The sequence below is a fragment of the Pseudomonas sp. SJZ080 genome, from assembly GCF_007828295.1.
Classification (GTDB): domain Bacteria; phylum Pseudomonadota; class Gammaproteobacteria; order Pseudomonadales; family Pseudomonadaceae; genus Aquipseudomonas; species Aquipseudomonas migulae_A.
Genome location: NZ_VIUK01000008.1, coordinates 86,039 through 108,604 on the forward strand (window position 1 = coordinate 86,039; position 22,566 = coordinate 108,604).

Genomic DNA, 22,566 nt, shown 5'->3' on the forward strand with positions numbered 1-22,566 from the left:
TATCTCCAGTCCGAAAGGCCCTTGATTCGTCCGGGAACGAAATATGAACGTAGAACAACACGACATCGGCGTTTCTCAAGTGGCCGCAGCGATTGCGGAACCGGCCCGGACCAGAATCCTCTGCTCATTGATGGACGGCCACGCTCGCACCAGTACCGAGCTGGCGGCGATTGCCGAGGTCAGCGCTTCCACCGCCAGCGCGCACCTGGCCAAACTCAAGGAACTGGCGCTGTTGCGCCTGCATGTCCAGGGCCGCCATCGCTATTACAGCCTGGCGGACAAGCGCGTAGCCCAGGCACTGGAAGCATTGATGGTGATCGGCCAGAACACGGCGCCGACCTTCAACTCGCGCACGCCAGACCGTCTGCAATTTGCCCGTACGTGCTATGACCATATGGCCGGCACACTGGCCGTGTTACTGCATGACCGGCTGCTGGAAAAAGGCTGGTTGCTGGAAACCGACGAGCAGACCTATCGGCTGAGCGACAGTGGCGAGCAGTTATTCGAAGGATTGGGGATCGAGGTCAAGGACCTGTACACGTTGCGCCGCCGCTTCGCCTGCCCCTGCCTGGACTGGAGCATGCGCCGGCCGCATCTGGGCGGTTCGTTGGGGGCGGCGTTGCTGCAAACGGCGATCAAGCGCCAATGGGTGACTCAAGACCTGGACAGCCGCGCGCTGGCGTTAACGGCAACGGGGCGAAAGGAACTCAGCAGCCGGTTTGCCGTTGAACTGCCGGTGCAGGTCACGACAGCACAGCCCGCGTCCACCGAGAGCAAGCGCCGCGCGATCGCCAGTTCTGCGCCTTAGCGACTGGTCGAGGCCATCAGCACACCGAAACCGGCGAAGGTCACGCCCGAGACTTTCGCCGCCAGCCAGGAACCTTTCGGGCTCGATAACCAGCCTTTGGCGGCATTGGCGAGCAAGGCATAGCTGCCATGCACCAGGACAACCAGTACGGCATAGGAGGCAACGAGCTTGAAGAACTGGGTGGAGAATTGCGCCGAGGTGTCGATGAATTGCGGGAACACCGCCAGAAAGAAAAACACAGCTTTGGGGTTCAAGAACTGGATGGAAGCCGCTTCAAGGAAGCGATAGCCCGGACTTGAGGGGCGCGTTTCAAGCAGCGTGCTGAAACGATCCGAGCGCCAGTTTTTGTAACCCAGGTACAACAAATAGGCGGCCCCTGCGTATTTCAATGCGGTAAAGGCGTTGGCGGAGGTGCTGAGGATCAGGCCGACACTGGTGGCGCTGATGGTGGCGACGACAAACGCCCCCGACGCGATCCCCAGAATGCCCGGCACCGCCCCTGTCCATCCGTGGCGCACCGCGTTGGAAAGGGTCAGCACCACGCCAGGCCCCGGGCTCAAAATGGCCAGGGCAGCAAACAGTAGAAAGAGTCCGTAGCTGTTCATGTCTTGCTCCGTCAGGTGGTGCTGGCAGATTGGCGCGACGACGTGGGCGTGACAAACACTTTAAATGCAGCGCATAGGTGACTAAATTAGACGCATGACTAATCAACTACCGCCGCTTAATGCTGTTCGCGCCTTCGCCGTTGCGGCTCGTCATCAGAGTTTCAGCCTGGCGGCCGAGGAGCTGCATGTCAGTCACAGTGCCGTCAGCCGACATGTCAAATTGCTTGAGGAACACTTGGGGGTGCTGCTGTTCGAACGGCGTGTCCGTCAATCGGCGCTGACACCGGCCGGTCAGCGCTTTTATGAGCAAGTCCGTGCCGGGCTGGCGCAGATCGCCAACGCCGCCGCTGCGCTCAAGCAACATGCCTCACTGCCGACCGTAAAGATCAATGTCCGTCCCTCCTTTGCCATGCTCTGGCTGATGCCCAGGCTGGAGGATTTCATTGCGCAGCACCCGGACATCAAGCCGCAGGTGATTACCCAGACCCAGGCCCCGGATCATGCACGCGACGGGTTTGACATTGTCATACGCCGTGGTCGTGACGATTGGGCTCCGGCGATTGAGGCGCGAGCCCTCTTCGAAGACGAACTGATGCTGGTCGCGGCACCGTCGCTAATCCAGCGCCTGGCCCTTGAAGACCTCACGTCCCTGGGCCGGCACACGTTACTGACCGCTAAGGCGCGTCGCGAAGACTGGCACAATTGGGCCCTGCACTTTGGTCAAAACCAGTCAGCCACTCAGGTCACCCGGCAGTTTGATCACATGCACCTGGTGCTTGAGGCCGCCGTGGATGGACAGGGCATTGCCTTGTGCCCGACCTCTTTGCTGGGCACCCACCTTTCGAGCGGTCGCCTGATTTGCCCGTTGCCCGAGTTGCGAATGCCATTGCCGCGTTATTTCTACGGTGTTGTGCCGGATGTGACGGCGCAGACACGGGTATTTGTTGAATGGTTGTTTGCCCGGCTTGAAAAGGATGCCGGTCAGGTAGGGGGTGGATCGCAAGGTGATTCGCCTGCAAATGTCCGGTGCTGAAAAACGACCGGCCAAAAAAAGCCCACCCGACGCATTCGCGAGGGGTGGGCTTTTTTAGTGCCTGAAGCGCTGGATCAAACCTTGACGATCCAGCCTGCTGGCGCTTCGATCTCGCCAGTCTGTACGCCCGTCAGCTCTTTGTAGAGCTTCTGGGTAACCGGGCCGACTTCGGTTTCGCTGTGGAACACATGCAGGTGGTCGTTGTAGCTGATGCCGCCGATCGGGGTGATCACGGCAGCCGTGCCGCAAGCGCCGGCTTCCTTGAAATCGGACAGCTTGTCGATGAACACGTCACCTTCAACCACTTCCAGGCCCAGACGCGTCTTGGCCAGTTCGATCAACGACAGACGGGTGATGCCCGGCAGTACCGACGGCGAGTTCGGGGTCACGAACTTGTTGTCGTGGGTGATCCCGAAGAAGTTGGCCGAGCCGACTTCCTCGATTTTGGTGTGGGTCATCGGGTCCAGGTAGATGCAGTCGGCGAAATGCGCTTTCTTGGCTTGGGAGCCGGGCATCAGGCTGGCGGCGTAGTTGCCACCGACCTTGGCCGCCCCGGTGCCTTGTGGGGCGGCACGGTCGTAGCTGGAGATCAGGAAGTTGTGCGGGGTCAGGCCACCCTTGAAGTAAGCGCCGACCGGGATGCAGAAGATCGAGAAGATGAATTCCGGTGCGGTACGCACGCCGATGTTGTCACCCACGCCGATCACGAACGGGCGCAGGTACAGCGCGCCGCCGGTGCCGTAAGGCGGGATGAAACGCTCGTTGGCACGGACCACGTCCTTGCAGGCTTCGATGAACTGCTCGGTGGACACCTGTGGCATCAGCAGGCGTGCGCAGCTGCGTTGCATGCGTGCAGCGTTCTGGTCCGGGCGGAACAGGTTGATCGAGCCGTCCTTGCAACGATAGGCCTTCAGGCCTTCGAAGCACTGCTGGCCATAGTGAAGGGCAGTGGAGCCTTCGCTGATGTGCAGCACATTGTCTTCGGTCAGGGTGCCTTTGTCCCACTCGCCATTACGCCAGTGCGACAGATAGCGCTTGTCTGTCTTGATGTAATCAAAACCCAGCTTGTCCCAATTGATGCTTTCGTTACCCATGACACCCTCTATCACTTAACAACCGCCGAAACGGTTCAAGGCTTCTGACGTTTTTTGGATGGGGACAACAATACTTCATTCCGGGCCCATTTCGCAGCCCGGACTATCGGGTGATTGGCATATAAATGCTGTCGCCCTTGAGAATTCGCGAGCAAGCCCGCTCCCACATTCGATCTCTGTTTGCCCTGGAGCCTGTAAACACCGCAGATCCAGTGTGGGAGCGGGCTTGCTCGCGAAGGGGGCCGCCACTATCGCCATCAATCTCCCGGAATCACATATGCAGTGCATGCCCCAAAGCACGCAAAGCCGCTTCCTGAACCGCTTCACCAAGCGTCGGATGGGCATGGATGGTGCCGGCAATGTCTTCCAGCCGCGCACCCATTTCCAGGCTCTGGCCAAACGCGGTCGACAACTCCGAAACACCTACACCGACCGCCTGCCAACCGACAATCACATGATTGTCCCGGCGAGCGACGACCCGCACGAAGCCGCTTTTCGATTCCAGCGTCATCGCCCGGCCATTGGCGGCGAACGGGAAGCTCGAAACGATGCAGTCCAGACCCGCCGCCTTGACGTCGTCCGGGGTCTTGCCGACCACTACCAGTTCCGGGTCGGTGAAGCACACGGCCGCGATAGCGGTAGGGTTGAATTCGCGGGTTTTACCGCTGATCAACTCGGCGACCATCTCGCCCTGAGCCATGGCCCGGTGCGCAAGCATCGGTTCGCCGCTCAGGTCGCCGATGGCGTAGACGTGGCGCATGCTGGTCTGGCAACGGTTGTCGATCTTGATCGCCGAGCCGTTCATGTCCAGATTCAGTGCTTCGAGATTCCAGCCCTGAGTGTTCGGTTTACGGCCCACAGCCACCAGAACCTGATCGGTTTCCAGGTTAAGGGAGTCGCCGTTCGGGTCGATAACCTGCAATGTATTGCTATTAGAATCAAAGCCTTGGACGCTATGCTTCAAGTAAAGCTTCACACCGAGTCTTTTCAGTTCATCGTGAACAGGCTGGGTCAGTTCGGCGTCGTAGGCTGGCAGGATTCGATCCTGCGCCTCGACCACGCTGACGTCGGCACCGAGCTTGCGATAGGCAATCCCCAGCTCCAGACCGATGTAGCCGCCACCGACCACGACCAGCCGTTTCGGCACCGACGTCGGCGCCAGGGCTTCGGTAGAGGAGATGATCGGCCCGCCAATCGGCAGCATCGGCAGGTTCACGCTTTTCGAACCGGTGGCCAGCACCAGGTGTTCGCATTGAATGCGCGTGTCGCCAACTTCTACGGTTTTACCGTCAATGACTGTCGCAAATCCTTGAATAACCTGAACTTTGTTTTTCTTCAGCAGCGCCGCAACACCCGTGGTCAGGCGATCGACGATGCCGTCCTTCCACTCGACGCTTTTGCTGATATCGAGGGTCGGCGCCGAGACGCTGATGCCCAACGCAGAATGTTTGCTGTGGTGTTGCGTCTGGTGGAACTGCTCGGCAACGTGGATCAACGCTTTCGACGGAATGCAGCCGATGTTCAGGCACGTTCCGCCCAGCGATTCGCCTTCCACCAGAATGGTCGAGATGCCCAACTGACCGGCACGAATCGCCGTCACATAACCGCCAGGACCGCCGCCGATGATCAGCAGCGTGGTGTTCAAAATCTGCATGCCTTACTCCACAAACAAGGTAGCGGGTTGTTCGAGCAAGCCACGAACGGCCTGGATGAATTGCGCCGCGTCCATGCCATCGACCACACGGTGATCGAAGGAGCTGGAGAGGTTCATCATCTTGCGAATCACGATCTGGCCTTTGACCACCATCGGGCGTTCGACGATTTTGTTGACGCCGACGATCGCCACTTCCGGCAGGTTCAGCACCGGGGTGCTGACGATTCCGCCCAATGCGCCGAGGCTGGTCAGGGTGATGCTCGAGCCGGACAACTCATCGCGGCTGGCCTTGCCGTTACGCGCGGCGTTGGCCAAACGGGAGATTTCGGCGGCGTTGTCCCACAGACTGCGGGCTTCGGCGTGGCGCACTACCGGCACCATCAAACCGATGTCGGCTTGAGTGGCGATGCCCACATGCACCGCGCCAAGGCGGGTGATGACCTGGGCTTCGTCGTCGTAACGGGCGTTGATCTGCGGGAAGTCACGCAGGGCGACGACCAGGGCACGGACCAAAAATGGCAACAGGGTCAGCTTGCCGCGGGTCGCGCCGTGTTTTTCGTTCAGGTGCGCACGCAGTTCTTCCACGGCCGTGACGTCGATTTCCTCGACATAACTGAAGTGGGCGGCACGCTGAGTGGCGTCTTGCATACGCTGGGCTATCTTGCGACGCATGCCGATGACCGGGATTTGCTCTTCATCATGACGCTGAGCGTATGCGGCGGTGGCGGTCGATGCATTCGACTGACCTTGCGCCAGATAGGCGTCGAGGTCTTCGTGCAGCACGCGACCGGCAGGGCCGGTGCCACGCACCAGACGCAACTGGATGCCGAGATCAAGTGCATGTTTGCGCACGGCCGGGGACGCCAACGGGCGTTCATCGGCTTCGCGAGCCACCATCGGACCTTGGCATACGGCTGCTCGTGGCGCCGCAGCAGGGGCTGGTTTGCTTTCCACAATGGCTTCGACTTTCGGCAGCGGTGAGTCTTTCACAGCGGCAACCGCAGGCTGAGCCGACTCTTTAACGTTGCCCGCGCCTTCGACTTCTATGCTGATCAGGATGCTGCCGACCGCCATGACTTCGCCGGGCACGCCGCCCAGCGCAATGACCTTGCCATGCACTGGCGAAGGGATGTCGACCATCGCCTTGTCGGTCATCACATCGGCCAGCACCTGATCCTCGACGACCATGTCGCCGACCTTGACGTGCCACGCCGACAGTTCAACTTCTGCAATGCCTTCACCGATGTCCGGCATTTTAATAACGTGCGTGCCCATTCAGACCTCCATAACCCGCTTCAAAGCCGCGCCCACACGGGTCGGACCAGGGAAATACGCCCACTCTTGCGCGTGCGGGTAGGGGGTGTCCCAACCGGTGACGCGTTCGATCGGCGCTTCCAGGTGGTGGAAGCAGTGCTCTTGCACCAGGGCGACCAGTTCGGCGCCAAAACCGCAAGTGCGAGTCGCTTCGTGAACGACCACGCAACGGCCGGTTTTCTTCACCGACTTGACGATGGTGTCCAGGTCCAGTGGCCACAGGCTGCGCAGGTCGATGACTTCAGCGTCGATTCCGGTTTCTTCCGCCGCGACTTGCGACACATAAACGGTGGTGCCATAGGTCAGGATGGTCACGTCCTTGCCGGGACGGGTGATGGCGGCGACGTCCAGCGGCACGGTGTAGTAACCGTCCGGCACTTGCGCAGCCGGGTGTTTCGACCATGGGGTGACCGGGCGTTCGTGGTGACCATCGAACGGACCGTTGTACAGGCGTTTCGGCTCGAGGAAGATCACCGGGTCATCGTTTTCGATGGAGGCGATCAGCAAGCCTTTGGCGTCATACGGGTTGGACGGCATGACCGTGCGCAAGCCGCAGACCTGGGTGAACATCGCCTCGATGCTCTGGCTGTGAGTCTGGCCACCGTAGATGCCGCCGCCGCAAGGCATGCGCAGGGTCATCGGTGCGGTGAACTCGCCGGCCGAGCGATAACGCAGGCGGGCGGCTTCGGAAATGATCTGGTCCGACGCCGGGTAGACGTAATCGGCGAACTGGATCTCGGCCACCGGGCGCAAACCGTAAGCGCCCATGCCCACGGCAACACCAACGATGCCGCTTTCGGAGATCGGCGCATCGAACACGCGGGACGTGCCGTACTTGTTCTGCAGGCCTTCGGTGCAGCGGAACACACCACCGAAATAGCCCACGTCCTGGCCGAACACCACGACGTTGTCGTCACGCTCAAGCATCACATCCATGGCCGAGCGCAGGGCCTGGATCATGGTCATGGTGGTCGTGGTCATGGCGGTTTCCGGTTGAATATTGTTGTTGTGATCGTTCATGTCAGATCCCCAACTCTTGACGCTGGCGCTTCAAGTGCTCCGGCATCTCTTTATAAACGTCTTCGAACATGGTCGCGGCGCTCGGAATCTGGCCGCCGGCGAGGGTGCCGTACTGCTCGGCTTCTTTTTGCGCGGCGATGACTTCAGCTTCCAGTTCGGCGCTGACGGCGACGTGTTCCTCTTCGGACCAGTGGCCGATTTTCACCAGGTGCTGCTTCAGGCGCGCAATCGGATCGCCCAACGGGAAGTGGCTCCAGTCGTCGGCAGGACGGTATTTGGACGGATCATCGGATGTCGAGTGCGGGCCGGCGCGGTAGGTGACCCATTCGATCATGGTCGGGCCAAGGTTGCGGCGGGCGCGCTCGGCGGCCCAGGCGGAAGCGGCGTAGACCGCATAGAAATCGTTACCGTCGACGCGCAGGGAGGCGATGCCGCAACCGACGCCACGACCGGCGAACGTAGTGGCTTCACCACCGGCAATCGCCTGGAAGGTAGAGATGGCCCATTGGTTGTTGACCACGTTGAGGATTACCGGAGCGCGGTACACGTGGGCGAAGGTCAGGGCGGTGTGGAAGTCCGACTCGGCAGTGGCGCCGTCGCCGATCCAGGCCGAGGCGATTTTGGTGTCGCCCTTGATCGCCGAGGCCATGCCCCAGCCGACAGCCTGGACGAATTGGGTGGCGAGGTTACCGGAAATGGTGAAGAAACCGGCTTCCTTGACCGAGTACATGATGGGCAACTGACGGCCCTTGAGCGGATCGCGCTCGTTGGACAGCAACTGGCAGATCAGGTCCACCAGCGGCACTTCACGCGCCATCAGGATGCTTTGCTGGCGGTAGGTCGGAAAGCACATGTCGTCGATGTTCAACGCCAAGGCCTGGGCGCTGCCGATGGCTTCTTCGCCAAGGCTTTGCATGTAGAACGACATTTTTTTCTGACGCTGGGCGACCACCATGCGGTTGTCGTAGATCCGCGTCTTGAGCATGGCGCGCATGCCCTTACGCAGGATTTCTACCGGTACGCCTTCGGCCCAAGGACCCAGGGCATTGCCCTGATCGTCGAGCACACGAATCAAGCCGCTGGCCAGATCGGCCGTGTCGGCGGGTTCAACGTCGATTGGGGGTTTGCGCACCGTGCCGGCATCGGTCAGATGCAGGTAGGAGAAGTCGGTTTTACAGCCTGGACGGCCCGAGGGTTCAGGGACGTGCAGACGCAGCGGTTCGTACGCTTGGTTCATGGCTTCTACGCTCGATCTTGTGAATTTCTTGTAGTGAGCTGACTGTCATTTCTCTGTGGAGAAAATCTTGTCCTACAACAATCATAGGCCCGGCCAAGAAGAATATTTCTCTCTGTTTCGTTGCGCTTGAGATCATTTGAGGATAAAAAATCTTCATAAACATAAAAAACAGGTGGTTTTGTCTCATGCGCAAACTGGACCGTACCGATATCGGCATTTTGAACAGCCTTCAGGAGAACGCTCGCATCACCAATGCCGACCTCGCGCGCTCGGTGAACCTGTCGCCGACACCGTGCTTCAACCGGGTCAAGGCGATGGAAGAATTGGGCCTGATTCGCGAGCAAGTGACGCTGCTGGATGCCGATCTGCTGGGGCTGCATGTGAACGTGTTCATTCACGTCAGCCTGGAAAAACAGGTGGAGGAGGCGTTGCACCATTTCGAGGAAGCGATCTCGGATCGCCCTGAAGTGATGGAGTGCTACTTGATGGCGGGGGATCCGGATTATCTGATCCGGGTGCTGGTGCCGACCATTCAGTCGCTGGAGCGTTTCATGATGGACTTCCTGACCAAAGTCCCCGGCGTGGCCAACATCCGCTCAAGCTTTGCGCTCAAACAGGTGCGTTACAAAACGGCGTTGCCGTTGCCGGCGAATGGATTGACTCTGTCGAATTGACCTGCCAACCCCTTCAACACCACAAAACCTGTAGGAGCCGGCTTGCTGGCGATGGCGTTTGTGAGATCGCTATCGCCAGCAAGCCGGCTCCTACAGGAGTCAGAGTTTGTTCAGAGGGATCTTCAGGTACGTGACGCCGTTCTCCTCGGCCGGTGGAAAATTTCCCGCCCGCACGTTCACCTGGATCGCCGGCAGCAGGAGCGTCGGCATGCCCAACCCCGCATCACGCTGAGTGCGCATCGCAACGAACGCTGCTTCATCGATACCGTCATGGACGTGAATATTGCTTTTGCGCTGCTCGCCAACCGTTGCCATACACCGGGATTCGCGGCCTTCGGGCGGGTAATCGTGGCAGACGTAGAGACTCACGCTGGCCGGAAAGGCCAGCAACTTCTGGATCGAGGCAAACAGCTGATTGGCATTGCCGCCGGGAAAGTCGCAGCGCGCGGTGCCGACGTCAGGCATGAACAGCGTGTCGCCCACCAGAATCACATGACTGCCGATCAGGTAAGCCATGTCCGCCGGCGTATGACCGGGTACATGCAGGGCCGTGGCCTTGAGGTTACCGATCATGAACGATTCGTCCGGGGCAAACAGGTGATCGAACTGCGAGCCGTCCACCGCAAATTCCGGTTCAAGGTTGAACAGGCTTTTGAATACCCGTTGAACCTTGTTGATCGACTGGCCAATCGCAATCCTGCCGCCCAGTTCCCGGCGCAAATAAGGCGCGGCGGACAGGTGATCGGCATGGGCGTGGGTTTCCAGCAGCCATTGCACGCGCAGGCGGTGTTCGCGGACGAAGGCGATGATTTTATCCGCCTGGGTGGTGGCGGTGCGCCCGGCAGCCGGGTCGTAATCAAGTACCGGGTCGACGATCGCACACTGGGCGCCGTCGGCTTCGTAGATCACGTAACTGTAGGTCGACGAGGCAGGGTCGAGGAAGGCTTCAATCAAGGCTGGCATGGTGGCGATTCTTTTGGGACAGGCCTTGAGGGTAGTGTCATTTTCCCTGTGCTGACCAGCCCTGCGATCATTCAATTGATGTAAAAAGTTGCGCGGGATCTATCCTGTCAGTCATCGATACCGGGCGTTCCCGGCTTTTTTCATGGATTACGAGCGTTCTATGTTACTGGCAAGTTTTTTTGGTTTGGCCATGGGCCTGGTCCTCGGATTGACCGGTGCCGGTGGTGGCATTCTCGCTGTCCCGGCCCTGGTGCTGGGGTTGGGTCTGACCATGACTCAGGCGGCACCCGTCGCCTTGTTTGCGGTGGGAAGCGCGGCGGCGGTCGGGGCGATTGACGGGTTGCGCCATGGTCTGGTGCGTTACCGCGCAGCGCTGTTGATTGCATTGCTGGGGGCGATTTTTACCCCGGTCGGCATCTACTTCGCCCACCAGTTACCGGAAAAGATCCTGATGATTCTGTTCAGCCTGCTGATGGTCATGGTGGCCTGGCGGATGCTGCGCCGCGAGCGCCAGGATGAAGGCCCGAGCGATCACGGGCACGCCAGCTGGGGCCAGAAAAACTGCATGCTCGATCAACAGACCGGACGCTTTTCCTGGACCGCCAAATGCACCGCAACCCTGGCGGCGCTCGGCGCGGTGACCGGCGTTGTTTCCGGGTTGCTCGGGGTCGGCGGCGGGTTTCTGATCGTCCCGGCGTTCAAGCAACTGACCGATGTGCAGATGCGCGGGATTGTGGCGACGTCCCTGATGGTGATCAGTCTGATTTCCGCCATCGGCGTGATCGGTGCGTTTCATGCCGGGGTGCGGATCGATGGCCTGGGCGTGTCGTTCATCATCGCAAGCGTGGTCGGCATGATCATTGGCCGACAGCTTTGTGCCCGGGTCCCGGCCAGGGCCCTGCAGATCGGCTTCGCCAGCGTCTGCGTCGTGGTCGCTGCCTACATGCTGTTCAGAGCCGGCGTCTAACCGTCTTACACCTTAAGTTCCGGGCCCTCGTCGCGGCCCGGTCTTACGTCGAACTTGCTGCACTCCACCGGCCACGCCAAAGCACTTCAAAACCACCTCCAAGGCAGCGTATGACGCCGCCGGTCAGCTTTCGATAATCGCCTCCGACATCCAGTCCCCCGCTGCGGAGCGCGTCATGCACAACAATAAGAATTTCAAGCATCGTTACTTGCCAGCTTTGATCGCCAGTCTGTCGACCCTCGGTGTGAGCTCGATTGCCGAAGCCGAGATCATGCTGTACGACAAGGACCAGACCACATTTTCCACCGACGGCTACATCAACGCGTTTTATGTGAACAGCGATGTGGACCGTGCCGGTGAGCAATACGATCGTCGCCAGGCACGGGTCAAAATGGGTTTTCTGCCCAACTACCTCGGCTTCAACATGAGTAAACAGGTCGATGACCTCAAGCTCGGCGCCCGGTCCTCGTTCTGGGTGACCATCAACGACAGCGAAACCAACGGCACCGACACGGCCATTGATGTGCGGCAGTTCTATGGCACGGTGGCCAACCCGGAATGGGGCGAAGTACTGATCGGCAAGGACTTCGGCCTGTTTGCCCGTTCCAACATCCTGCTGGATGAATTACTCGCCGGTAACGGTCAGGTCAGCGATACCCTGGGGCTGGTGGATGGTGGCGGGGTGTCGTTCGGCAACATTGGCAGCGGTTATCCGTATCCGTTTCCGACCTCGCAGATCACCTACCGTACCCCGGTGATGGACGGCTTGCGGGTGGCGGTGGGGATCATGGACCCGGTGGACACCAACGACAGCAGCCCCACGGGCAAGGCGTATCAGGAGAACCCGCGGACCGAGAGCGAGATCACCTATCAGTTCGACGTCGCCGGAGCGAAGATTTACAGCTGGGTCAACGGCAGCTACCAGACTTCGGACAATACCGACGCTACGGTTCAATCCGTCACGTCCAAAGGTGTCGGGTACGGCGTTCAAGCGAAAATGGGCGGGTTGTCACTGACGGGTTCCGGCTTCCAGGCCAAGGGCATCAACCCGTTCTTCACCAACAACGCCGGCGAACCGACGTTGCGCAACGTCGACAGTGACGGTTACCTGTTGCAGGGCTCCTACAAACTGGGGAAAAACCGCCTGGCCTTGTCCTACGGCAAGACCAAGGACGACGGCAACGGCGTGGTCGGCAGCGGCGCGGACTACGAGACTCGCGGCATTGCGCTGTTTCATGACGTCAACGACAACCTGAAGCTGGTGGCCGAGTACAACCAGTTCGAAATCAATGGCCACGACACCAGCGCGCAGAATGAAGACACCGACACCTTTGCAGTGGGGGCGGTGCTGACCTGGTAACCCCGTAACAGCCACACCGGCTTCCCCTGTAGGAGCCGGCTTGCTGGCGATAGCGGTGGGTCAGGCAACGATGAGGGTGGCTGACAATCGTCATCGCCAGCAAGCCGGCTCCTACACAGAATGCGGTGTCTGCCAGATCTCATCCCATCGAACCGCCTGATCGCTACCCAGTAGCATGGTGGGCCACGACACCAGCGCGCAGAATGAAGACACCGACACCTTTGCAGTGGGGGCGGTGCTGACCTGGTAACCCCGCACAGCCACACCGGCTTCCCCTGTAGGAGCCGGCTTGCTGGCGATAGCGGTGGGTCAGGCAACAATGAGGGTGGCTGACAAATCGTCATCGCCAGCAAGCCGGCTCCTACACAGAATGCGGTGTCTGCCAGATCTCATCCCATCGGACCGCCTGATCGCTACCCAAGTAGCATACGTAGCCGCCCATAGCCTTCGTACACTCCAACCTCATACATGCGCACCTGCGGGAGGCGACGATGCAGCAGGTTCAGAGCGAAGGTGTCGTCACTGCAATGTCCCAGTCGACCGATGCCGAACAGGTGGCTCAGGAACTGGCGCGGCAGCTATTGCATCCACATTTGGGGTTCGTGTTGTTTTTCTGTTCTGCCGAGTACGACTTGCAGGCGCTGGGGCAGGCCTTGCAACAAAGCTTTGGCGGTATTCGCCTGGTCGGCTGCACCAGCGCCGGTGAAATCACCCCGTTGGGCTACGGTCGCAACTGCGTGACGGCAGTGGGGTTCGACCATCGACATTTTTCCATCGACGCCGAACTGATCGATGAGATGGAGCATTTCAGCCTGATCGACGCCCAGCAAATGGTCGAGCGGCTGGTCAGTGGCTGTCGCAGCAACACCCTGGCGCCGATCAAGGGCAACAGCTTTGCCCTGACCCTGCTGGATGGTTTGTCCAGCCGTGAAGAAATGGTCCTCGCGGCGCTGAGCGCGGCGTTGGGCGACATCCCGCATTTCGGCGGTTCGGCCGGCGACGACAATTACCTGACCCATACCCACGTCTATTTCAATGGCGAGTTCCACAGTGGCGCGGCGGTGGTGGTGCTGGTCAACACCTGGCTGGATTTCGAAGTCTTCACGACCCACCACATCCTGCCGCGGGCGGAAAAACTGGTGGTTACCGGGGCCGACAGCGCTTCGCGCCGGGTTTTCGAGCTGAATGCCGAACCCGCCGCCGAGGAGTACGCCCGGCACATTGGCGTGCCCGTGGCCGAGCTCGATCACCGGGTCTTCGCCGCACACCCGCTGGCGGTGCGGATCAACGATCAGTACTACGTACGGGCGATCCAGCAGGTTCATCCGGACCTGAGCCTGAGTTTCTATTGCGCGGTGGAAAACGGCATCGTCCTCACGGTCATGACGCCCGGCCCGATGCTGCCCAACCTGCAGAACCTGTTCGAGGGTTTGCAGGAACGCCTCGGAGAGCTGTTGCTGACCATCGGCTGCGATTGTTTTCTCCGGCGTCTGGAACTGGAAGACGGCGGCAGCCTGGAGCAGATCGGTACGTTTTTGCGTGACCAGCGGGTGACGGGTTTCAACACCTACGGAGAACAGTTCAATGGCATGCACATCAACCAGACCTTCACCGGGGTTGCCATTGCCCGAGGCCGGTCCCCTGGACATCGTTGAGCTTCAGGCGCAAGTCGCCAGCCTGCGGCACGAAAACCAGAAACTGCAGCGCATCAATGGCGCGCTGATCGAACGGATCGAATCCGGTATCACCCGCGGCAACGACCCGTACGCGGCGTTCCAGCATTCGGTGGTACTGGCCGAGCAGGTGCGTGAGCGCACCGACGCCCTGAACCAGGCCATGGCCGAACTCAAGTCGGGCAATCATTTGCTCAGCGAAGCGCGCTTGCGTGCAGAAACCGCGCATCAACACTTGATCGACGCCATCGAGAGTATTTCCGACGCGTTTGTACTGTTCGATGCCGACCAGCGAATCGTGTTGTTCAACAGCCGCTTCAAGGCGTTCTGGGGCAACAGTCGGGTGCGGATCAACGCCGGCATGCGCCTGGGGGAAGTCAAGCGACTGATGATCGCCACCGGACTGTTTACCGAGGAACCGCGCGGTCAGGCCGACGAAAACCTGTTGTTTCGCCTGCAGAACGGTCGCTGGCTGCAAGTCAGTGAACGGCCGACGCAAGAGGGTGGGCGGGTGATCCTGTTCACCGACATTACCGACGTCAAACTCAGTGAAACCGTGCGCCGCGAGCAAGCGGTGGCGCAGAAATCCCATTTGCTGCAACGGGCGGTCGACAACCTGTCCCAGGGCGTGGCGATGGTCAACGCCGAAGGCATTCTGGAATTGTGGAATCGGCGTTTTCTCGAGCTCAGCGGCCTCGCGCCCGTGGCGGCGCACCGGCCGTTCGCTGAAGTGATCGCCGACAGCGAGTTGAACCTGCTGACCCCCGCCAGCCGCGACAGCAATGGACGCACCGTCCAGGAATGCGAGCAGCGTCTTTACGATGGCCGGGTCCTGGAAATCCGTACGCATCCGTTGCCCACCGGCGGCTTCGTCAACACCTTCACCGACATCACCGAACGCTACCAGCACGCCGAAGCGCTGAGCGAAAGCGAGCGCTGGATTCGCCTGATCACCGACCACGTACCGGCGCTGATCGCCTACCTCAATGCCGATCTGGTCTACGAGTTCACCAACAAGGTTTATGAAGAATGGTACTGCTGGCCGCGCGGCGTCATGCTCGGGCAGAGCCTGCGCGAGGTGCACAGCGAGCAACATTATCAGCGGCTGGAAGCCTACGTGGCCCGGGCATTGGCCGGTGAAAGCGTGACGTTCGAATTTGCCGAAACCAACATCAATAATCAGGAACGCTACATGCTGCGTTCCTATGTGCCGAATCGGCTGGTGACCGGGGAGGTGGTGGGGATTTTCGTATTGATCCGCGACATCACCGAGCGCCGTCGCACCGCCGAGGCGCTGCACCAGGCGTATCAAAACCTTGAACTGCGGGTGCGTGAACGTACGGCGGAGCTGACCACTCTCAATGAGCAGCTGCTGCGCGAGATCGACGAACGCCGGCGCGTGGAATCACGCCTGCGCGAAGCCAAGCTCGAAGCCGAACAGGCCAACCTGTCGAAAACCAAATTTCTCGCCGCCGTCAGCCATGACTTGTTGCAGCCACTGAATGCCGCGCGACTGTTTACCAGTGCCTTGCTCGAGCGCCGGGAACCGATGGCCAACGAGATTCTGGTGCGTAACGTCAGTAATTCCCTGGAAGACGTGGAGAATCTGCTGGGCACCCTGGTGGATATTTCCAAACTCGATGCCGGGGTAATCAAGGCCGACATTGCGCCGTTCGCCTTGAGCGAATTGCTGGAGAACCTCGCGGCCGAATACACCCAAGTGGCCCGCAGTGAAGGGCTTGAGCTGCATTTCATCCCGTGTTCGGCGCTGGTGCGCAGCGACATTCAATTGCTCGCGCGGATCCTGCGGAACCTGTTGAGCAACGCGATTCGCTACACCTACAGCGGCCGGGTGGTGCTCGGTTGCCGGCGTCATCATCAACGCCTGTCGATCGAGGTCTGGGACAGCGGCATGGGCATCGCGGACAACCGTCTGGAAGAGATTTTCCAGGAGTTCAAGCGCGGCGATGTGCAGCGTCCGGACCAGGACCGCGGCTTGGGCCTCGGGTTGGCGATTGTCGAGAAAATAGCCGGGATTCTCGGGCACCGCATTCACGTGCGTTCGTGGCCGGGCAAGGGCTCGATGTTTTCCGTCGAAGTACCGCTGAGCGCTACGGCCCCCAAGGCACTGCCGAGCCTGCTGATGAGTGAGCCGATGCTCGAGCGTCTGCGCGGCGCGCGGGTGTGGGTGCTGGACAACGACGCGGCGATTTGTGCCGGCATGCGTACATTGCTCGAAGGGTGGGGTTGTCTGGTGGTGACGGCGCTGTCGGAGCAGGACCTGGCGCGGCAGGTGGACAATTACCATGAAGAAGCGGACTTGCTGATCGCCGACTATCACCTGGATGACGAGCAGAATGGTGTGGATGCGGTGGCCCGGATCAACGCCCGGCGCGGCTCAGCCATTCCGGCGATGATGATCACCGCCAACTACAGCAATGAGCTCAAACTGCAGATTCGAGAGTTGGGGCATACGTTGATGCACAAACCGGTGCGGCCGATGAAGCTGAAGACGGCGATGAGTCACCTGCTCGGCAGGCCTTGAGGCTTTTGGTGTTTGTGCTGGCCTCTTCGCGAGCAAGCCCGCTCCCACATTGGATCTCCAGTGAACACACATTCTGTGAGCATCCGAGATTAAATGTGGGAGCGGGCTTGCTCGCGAATGGGCCAACTCGGCCTTCCGGTTGCCTGTGAACTCAACGCCGCAGATAAGACCCGAAATCAATATCCCCGGCACTCAGGATCGCCTGCACCCGATTGTGCACATTGAGTTTGCGCAAAATCGCCGAAACGTGGGCCTTGACCGTGGTTTCAGCGATTTCCAGGGTGTAGGCGATCTGTTTGTTCGACTCGCCTTTGGTCATGCGCTCCAGCACCAGCAACTGCTTGCGGGTCAGGGCCTGGAGCAGTTCCGGCGGGAAGCTCGGGGTGTCGTTCATCCGGCGGTGGGTGCCGCTTTTCTGTGTGCGGATGATGTCCGGCGGCAGGTAGACGTTGCCATTGAGAATCTGCTGGATCGCCTCGGTCATCTGCACCCGTGGCGAGGACTTGGTGATGAAACCCACCGCGCCATAGGTGATGGCTTGCAGCACGATCTGCTTGTCCTGTTCGGCGGAGACGATCACCACCGGAATGGTCGGTGCCTCGTTGCGCAGGTTGATCAAGCCATTGAGGCCGTGCATTCCCGGCATGTTCAGGTCGAGCAGGATCAGGTCCAGGTCGTCATGGTCCTGAGTCAGCGCCAGGGCACTGTCGAGGTCGGCGGTTTCCATGACCTCGCTGCCCGGGAAACCGTCGCTGATGACGTTATGAATAGCTTCGCGGAACAGCGGGTGATCGTCGGCAATCAGAATTTTGTACATAGCCTTTCACCTCATTATTTTGATTATGGTGTGGCAACAACACGCACGCGTAAAGGTCAGGGGAAGGGCTCGGGCCGGGCGGGCGTCACGGGCAGGTTCGCCGCTTGCCAGGCATCCAGGCCGTCGCGATACCAATACAGAGTCTTATAGCCCATGGCGGCGGCGCGTTTGACCGCGTTCCAGCTCAACCAGCAATCGGAGCGGCAGTAGAAGACCAGCGGTTGCGTCAGATCGCCCGCGGTCAATGTGTTCAGGTTCCGCGCAAAATAGTCCTGCCAGTCGGGCGTCAGGTCGCCATCGCCGGTATTGGCCAGCCAATGGCTGCCGGGCAGGTTCTCATGGGGCTGGTCTTCGATGAAGCGACCTTGCAGCCATTGACGGCGATAGACGTCGATCAGCACCGGACGGGGTGTCTGGGTGAGCAGGGTTTGCAAGGCAGGCGTATCGATGATGGACGCGCCTTGCACTTGATTCGGGGTAGGGCTGCGGTAGAGGCCGATGCGATAGCCTTCGGCGGAGAACAGCGGTGTGTCAGCGTGTGCGACGCCCAGCAGCAGGCTCAGCGACAGCGCGGCGAGAGAAGGGCGTAGCAGACGACGTCGGGCACGCGGCATGGGTTCGATCCTTATCGTTATGAACCCATTACATGCCAGTCTCGGTGCGTTGGGAATGCGACGATAGACAGGGAAACCAGTACTAAAGTAGTAATTTCACCCCCTGTTCAACACTAATTCCCTGTAGGAGCCGGCTTGCTGGCGATTGCGGTGTGACAGATACACCGCATTGTCTGGATCGCCCGCAAGCCGGCTTCTACAGAGGGTTTTGGTGTCAGTTGGCTTTGCGCAGGGCAGCGTGTTGCGGGTTGAAGGTGAGCACGGCGAGCAGGGCAAACAGCAATGTCAGCCCGACGCACACCGCCAGCGCCAACGGATTGAAGCGTTCATACAGCGCAAACCGCACCAGCTCCACTGCATGGGTAAACGGGTTCAACGCGCACAACCAGTACAACCACTCGCTGGACTCACGCATCTTCCATAGCGGATACAGCGCCGACGACAGGAAAAACAGCGGGAAAATCACGAAATTCATCACCCCGGCAAAGTTTTCCAGCTGACGGATGGCATTCGACAGCAACAGGCCCAGCGCGCTGAGCATCAACGCCACCAGCAACAACGCCGGCAAGGCGATCAACAGCCCCATGGCCGGGGGTTGCACGCCGTACACCCAGGCAATCGCCAGAAAGGCATACACCTGCAACAACGAAATCAACGACGTTGCCAGCAATTTGCTGCACAGCAGAAAGGTCCGGGGCAGGGGACTGGTCAGCAGCACGCGCATGCTGCCCATTTCCCGGTCGTAGACCATCGACAATGAACCCTGCATGCCATTGAACAGCAGGATCATGCAGGCCAGGCCTGGGATGATGTAGACCTCATACGGAATGTACGTGTCGTAGGGCTCGATAATGGCAATGCCCAGGGCCGCGCGAAAACCGGCGGCGAACACCAGTAGCCACAGCAACGGCCGGACAAGCGCACTGAGAAACCGCGTGCGCTGCAACACAAATCGCAGCCATTCGCGCAGCACGATGCCGCTGAAACATTGCCAGTAAGCATTCATCGGGCGGCTCCAGAGGTCGTCAGGCGGGCGAAGGCGCAACCGAGGTCGCCGCCGTGTTCCAGGCTCAGGGCGTCGGCTTGTCCGCTGGCCACCAGATGCCCTTGATGAAGGATCAGCAAATCATCGCTGGGCTGCACTTCATCCAGCAAGTGGGTGGTCCAGAGCACGCTGATGTGTTGCTCGCGGCACAAATGGCGGATGTGTTGATTGAGTGCCAGGCGACTGGCCGGATCGAGGCCGACGCTCGCCTCGTCGAGCAGCAGCAGGCGGGGCTCATGCAGCAGCGCGCGGGCGATTTCCACCCGGCGACGATGCCCGCCATTCAATTCGCGCACCCGCTCGCGCCGGCGTTCGGTCAGCGTTTGCCGTTCCAGTTCGGCGTCGACCCGCAAGCCGGTCTGGCGCCGCGACATCCCATGCAGCGCGGCGTGATAGCGCAGGTTCTGCTCGACGCTGAGGTCCAGGTCCAGGGTACTTTGCTGGAACACCACACCCAATTGCCGCAGCGCCGGGCGCGGCGCATTACGCAGTGAACAGCCGCCGACGCGGATGTCGCCACGCTGCAAATCGTAGAGCCGGGTGAGCAGCGCGATCAGGGTCGATTTTCCTGCACCGTTGGGCCCCAGAAGTGCCGCAAAACGCCCCGGCTCCAGGCTGAAACTCACCTGGTGCAACGCCTCCCGCACGCCATAGGCAAAGCTCAGGTCGTTGACTTCCAGTGCGTTCATGGCGTCACCACCACGCCCCACGGATAGCGCCCGACCTTCACCGATTTGCTGACCTTGAGGCTGTCGACATCGATCACCGACACGTCGCCGCTGACACCATTGGTCGCCAGCAATTGCTTCTGATCCGGGGTAAACGCCATCTGCCAGACGCGTCGGCCGACCAGCAGGTAGTCGAGGATCTCGAAGGTCCGGGCATCGATCACTGCCACATGATTGGCCGGGCCGAGCGCGACGAAACCGTACTTGCCGTCGGCGCTGAGTTTGATGCCGACCGGCTGAACCTTGTCCGGGTGTACGCCTTTGATCTGGAAGGTCAGGGTCTTGAGCACCTGGCGGGTCGCGACGTCGAGAATGGTCACCGTGCCGCCGATTTCCGCCGAGGCCCAGAGCTTGGAACCATCGGGCGCGAACTCGACGAAACGCGGACGCTGGTCCACCAGCGTACTGTCGGCCAGGGTCTGGGTGCTGGTGTCGATCCAGTGCAGCATGTTGGTGGTTTCGCTGGTGTTCACCGCCCATTTGCCGTCCGGGCTGACGGCCATGCCTTCGGGTTCGACGCCGACGTTGATCTGGCTCAGCACCTTGGAGGTTTCGGTGTCGATCACCGTCACCAGCGCATCGTCCTCGTTGGAAACGTAGAGCCAGCGATTGTTCGGGTGCAGGGCGAATTGCTCGGGGTCCTTGCCCGAAGGCAGTTCCTTGATGATCTTGCGCGTGGCCACGTCCATCACCTGCACCCGGTCCGAATCGCTGGCGCAGATGTACAGCAGCTTGTTGTCGTGGGACAGCAACAGACCGCGCGGACGCTGGCCGACGGGCAGGGTGTCGGTGACTTGCAAGGTCTGCATGTCGATCAGGCTGAGGCTGTTGTCTTTCTCGTTCGAGACCCAGGCGGTGCTGGCCGCGGCGTGCCCGGCAGCGAGCAGCAGGGCGCATGAAAGCAGGGTGCGGCGCATGGCAGATTCCTTATTGTTGTGGTGGCTCTATCAGGGAAAGCGGCAGCTGACCTCGGGCTTGTCGTAACCGAGGCTGTCCATTTCATTGAAAGGGTGCAGAAAGCCGTCCTGCGGCGAGGTACTGACCAGCGCCCGCGGCTGGACGATGGGGATCGGTTGCCGCAACTGGCCGTTCCAAGGGCGATAACTGAGCTTGCGACCCTTGAAGCCGTCGAGTGGCAATTGATCGCTGATTTCCAGCGTACGGATCGCCATCGGATCGGCCTGACGCAGTTTGCTCACTGCACTGGCGATGCTGCGCACGGCCATCCACGCGGCAAAGTCGCGGTCGTTCATCCAGCGCCCGGCCATGGTTTCGAAGCGCTTTTGCAATTGTGCGGCGCCGTAGGTTTCCACGGTCTTGTGCCAACCCACCGGGGTCAGGCCTTGAGTGCCGGCCACCGGGCGCGGATACCAGGTCTGGTAGGGCACGTATTCGCCGAAGTCACCGCGTTCATCGGCCACCAGCACCACGTCGTACTCGGCGGTCTGGGTGAACAGCGGCATGTCGGCCTGGGCGCTGCGGCGTTGGTCGTTATCGAAACTCCAGGCTTTTTCCGCGACCAGTTGCACACCGAAGCGCTTCGCCGCGCGGCGCAGGGCGGCGGCATAGGCTTGATCGTCAGCGGTCGGGCCGACGATCAGCAGTGCCCGTTGCCATTTGCGCACCACCAGAAATTGCGCCAGCGCATCGGCCAGCATCGCCCGGCTCGGCAGCGTGTGCAGCACGTTCGGCAAGCAGTCGGTGGTTCGCAGGCTGTCATCCGCGCTGCCAGCGTTGAACAGCAAGCTGTCGGGCAGGGCGGCGCTGAGTTGGCGCAGGCTGGCCACTGGCGCGTTCACCACAAACAGGCGCAGACCTTGCGCGTGTTGAGCCTTGGCCGCCTCAAGCAAGGCCTGCGGGCTGTCGGCATTGACGCTGGTCAGGCTGTAACTGTGATTGAGAAAACGCCCGGTGCTGTTGCTGTCGGTGATCGCCAGTTCGGCGCCACGCTCTCCGGCATCGACCGGCTCGGGAATGACGTTGGACAGTAGCGGTCCCGGATCAGGGCGATAACCCAGGTAGCCGATCTGCACCTGCAAGGGCGCGTCGGCCGCCTGACTCTGGGTCGCCAGCCCGGCGGCGCAGGCAATCGCCAGCAGGTAGATCAGGGCGTAAGGGGCAAGCTGGCGCATAAGGCACTCCATTACAGGTAGCGCCAGCATAGGAAGCCTGCGAGGCAGAAGGAAATATGCAGAAAGTACCAGTGAGGCAGTACCAAGGTAGTAACTCGCCGAGGGCGGCGCGGTTTTAGCATGGGCAACAACGGCCATCACTCTGGAGGAGATCGACCATGCGTATTCTCAAAGCGCTGCTCCTGCCGTTGCTGCTGATCTTGAGCCTGATCGGCGTCGACAAACTCCACGGCCCGCGGCCCGCGTTGCTGCCGGTCTTGCCCGCGACACCGGGGCGCTAGGC

At 60.6% G+C, this 22,566-nt stretch carries 21 protein-coding genes; 8 read left to right on the top strand and 13 right to left on the bottom strand.

Annotation, left to right across the window (positions count from 1 at the left end; genetic code table 11):
* The first annotated feature begins 43 nt into the window (after positions 1 to 43).
* On the top strand, positions 44 to 808 hold the full coding sequence (locus FBY04_RS13330; RefSeq protein WP_145315495.1) for a helix-turn-helix transcriptional regulator: 765 nt from the start codon (positions 44 to 46) through the stop codon (positions 806 to 808).
* On the opposite strand, the gene FBY04_RS13335 is transcribed toward FBY04_RS13330, so the two are convergent.
* Positions 805 to 1,413, bottom strand: coding sequence for a LysE family translocator (locus tag FBY04_RS13335; protein WP_145315496.1), 609 nt, complete (start codon positions 1,411 to 1,413; stop codon positions 805 to 807). The genes FBY04_RS13330 and FBY04_RS13335 overlap by 4 nt on opposite strands.
* Positions 1,414 to 1,507: 94 nt before the next feature.
* Between FBY04_RS13335 and FBY04_RS13340 the strand changes: the two genes are divergently transcribed.
* Entirely contained in the window at positions 1,508 to 2,446 is a 939-nt protein-coding gene (locus FBY04_RS13340; RefSeq protein WP_145315497.1) for a LysR substrate-binding domain-containing protein, read from the top strand.
* 74 nt (positions 2,447 to 2,520) lie between these two features.
* Here the strand turns inward: FBY04_RS13340 and FBY04_RS13345 are convergent, their stop codons facing one another.
* From FBY04_RS13345 to FBY04_RS13365, 5 genes are all read right to left on the bottom strand, one after another.
* Positions 2,521 to 3,540: a branched-chain amino acid aminotransferase gene (locus tag FBY04_RS13345; RefSeq protein WP_017339477.1), complete on the bottom strand. Its 1,020-nt coding sequence runs from the start codon at positions 3,538 to 3,540 to the stop codon at positions 2,521 to 2,523.
* A gap of 271 nt (positions 3,541 to 3,811) precedes the next feature.
* Positions 3,812 to 5,194, bottom strand: a complete 1,383-nt coding sequence (lpdA, locus tag FBY04_RS13350; protein WP_145315498.1) for a dihydrolipoyl dehydrogenase — start codon at positions 5,192 to 5,194, stop codon at positions 3,812 to 3,814.
* A 3-nt stretch (positions 5,195 to 5,197) separates the two neighbouring features.
* A complete protein-coding gene (locus tag FBY04_RS13355) occupies positions 5,198 to 6,469 on the bottom strand; it encodes a dihydrolipoamide acetyltransferase family protein (protein ID WP_145315499.1) in 1,272 nt (423 codons plus the stop codon).
* On the bottom strand, positions 6,470 to 7,528 hold the full coding sequence (locus FBY04_RS13360; protein WP_084321715.1) for an alpha-ketoacid dehydrogenase subunit beta: 1,059 nt from the start codon (positions 7,526 to 7,528) through the stop codon (positions 6,470 to 6,472).
* A 1-nt stretch (position 7,529) separates the two neighbouring features.
* Positions 7,530 to 8,765 carry a 3-methyl-2-oxobutanoate dehydrogenase (2-methylpropanoyl-transferring) subunit alpha gene (locus tag FBY04_RS13365; protein ID WP_084321716.1) on the bottom strand — a complete coding sequence of 412 codons (1,236 nt, stop codon included), beginning with the start codon at positions 8,763 to 8,765 and terminating at the stop codon, positions 7,530 to 7,532.
* Positions 8,766 to 8,950: 185 nt separating this feature from the next.
* Here FBY04_RS13365 and bkdR point away from each other — a divergent pair, with 185 nt between their 5' ends.
* Entirely contained in the window at positions 8,951 to 9,439 is a 489-nt protein-coding gene (gene bkdR, locus FBY04_RS13370; protein ID WP_084321717.1) for a Bkd operon transcriptional regulator BkdR, read from the top strand.
* 99 nt (positions 9,440 to 9,538) lie between these two features.
* On the opposite strand, the gene FBY04_RS13375 is transcribed toward bkdR, so the two are convergent.
* Positions 9,539 to 10,402 (bottom strand): MBL fold metallo-hydrolase, encoded by an 864-nt coding sequence (locus FBY04_RS13375; RefSeq protein WP_084321718.1) that lies wholly within the window; start codon positions 10,400 to 10,402, stop codon positions 9,539 to 9,541.
* Between the two features lie 160 nt (positions 10,403 to 10,562).
* Here FBY04_RS13375 and FBY04_RS13380 point away from each other — a divergent pair, with 160 nt between their 5' ends.
* From FBY04_RS13380 to nahK, 4 genes are all read left to right on the top strand, one after another.
* Positions 10,563 to 11,369 carry a sulfite exporter TauE/SafE family protein gene (locus tag FBY04_RS13380; RefSeq protein ID WP_084321719.1) on the top strand — a complete coding sequence of 269 codons (807 nt, stop codon included), beginning with the start codon at positions 10,563 to 10,565 and terminating at the stop codon, positions 11,367 to 11,369.
* A 175-nt stretch (positions 11,370 to 11,544) separates the two neighbouring features.
* Positions 11,545 to 12,729, top strand: a complete 1,185-nt coding sequence (locus tag FBY04_RS13385; RefSeq protein ID WP_145315500.1) for a porin — start codon at positions 11,545 to 11,547, stop codon at positions 12,727 to 12,729.
* A 491-nt stretch (positions 12,730 to 13,220) separates the two neighbouring features.
* Positions 13,221 to 14,384, top strand: a complete 1,164-nt coding sequence (gene nosP, locus FBY04_RS13390) for a nitric oxide-sensing protein NosP (protein ID WP_084320913.1) — start codon at positions 13,221 to 13,223, stop codon at positions 14,382 to 14,384.
* A complete protein-coding gene (gene nahK, locus FBY04_RS13395; RefSeq protein ID WP_084320912.1) occupies positions 14,353 to 16,947 on the top strand; it encodes a hybrid sensor histidine kinase/response regulator NahK/ErcS' in 2,595 nt (864 codons plus the stop codon). Before nosP ends, nahK begins: the two co-directional genes overlap by 32 nt.
* Before the next feature lie 151 nt (positions 16,948 to 17,098).
* Here the strand turns inward: nahK and FBY04_RS13400 are convergent, their stop codons facing one another.
* The 6 genes from FBY04_RS13400 to FBY04_RS13425 all read right to left on the bottom strand — a co-directional run bounded on the left by FBY04_RS13400 (position 17,099) and on the right by FBY04_RS13425 (position 22,283).
* Complete coding sequence (locus FBY04_RS13400; RefSeq protein ID WP_084320911.1) at positions 17,099 to 17,764, bottom strand: response regulator transcription factor; 666 nt, start codon at positions 17,762 to 17,764, stop codon at positions 17,099 to 17,101.
* Between the two features lie 56 nt (positions 17,765 to 17,820).
* The gene (locus tag FBY04_RS13405; RefSeq protein ID WP_084320910.1) at positions 17,821 to 18,378 is read right to left on the bottom strand and encodes a PQQ-dependent catabolism-associated CXXCW motif protein; all 558 of its coding nucleotides are present in this window, start codon (positions 18,376 to 18,378) and stop codon (positions 17,821 to 17,823) included.
* A 214-nt stretch (positions 18,379 to 18,592) separates the two neighbouring features.
* Entirely contained in the window at positions 18,593 to 19,384 is a 792-nt protein-coding gene (locus tag FBY04_RS13410; protein WP_084320909.1) for an ABC transporter permease, read from the bottom strand.
* Positions 19,381 to 20,112, bottom strand: coding sequence for an ABC transporter ATP-binding protein (locus FBY04_RS13415; protein WP_145315501.1), 732 nt, complete (start codon positions 20,110 to 20,112; stop codon positions 19,381 to 19,383). Before FBY04_RS13415 ends, FBY04_RS13410 begins: the two co-directional genes overlap by 4 nt.
* Entirely contained in the window at positions 20,109 to 21,068 is a 960-nt protein-coding gene (locus FBY04_RS13420; protein WP_084320907.1) for a YVTN family beta-propeller repeat protein, read from the bottom strand. The genes FBY04_RS13415 and FBY04_RS13420 overlap by 4 nt, the downstream gene beginning before the upstream one ends.
* Before the next feature lie 30 nt (positions 21,069 to 21,098).
* A complete protein-coding gene (locus tag FBY04_RS13425; RefSeq protein WP_145315502.1) occupies positions 21,099 to 22,283 on the bottom strand; it encodes an ABC transporter substrate-binding protein in 1,185 nt (394 codons plus the stop codon).
* 158 nt (positions 22,284 to 22,441) lie between these two features.
* On the opposite strand from FBY04_RS13425, the gene FBY04_RS32730 reads away from it, so the two are divergent.
* On the top strand, positions 22,442 to 22,564 hold the full coding sequence (locus tag FBY04_RS32730; protein ID WP_255326110.1) for a hypothetical protein: 123 nt from the start codon (positions 22,442 to 22,444) through the stop codon (positions 22,562 to 22,564).
* Positions 22,565 to 22,566 lie beyond the last annotated feature (2 nt).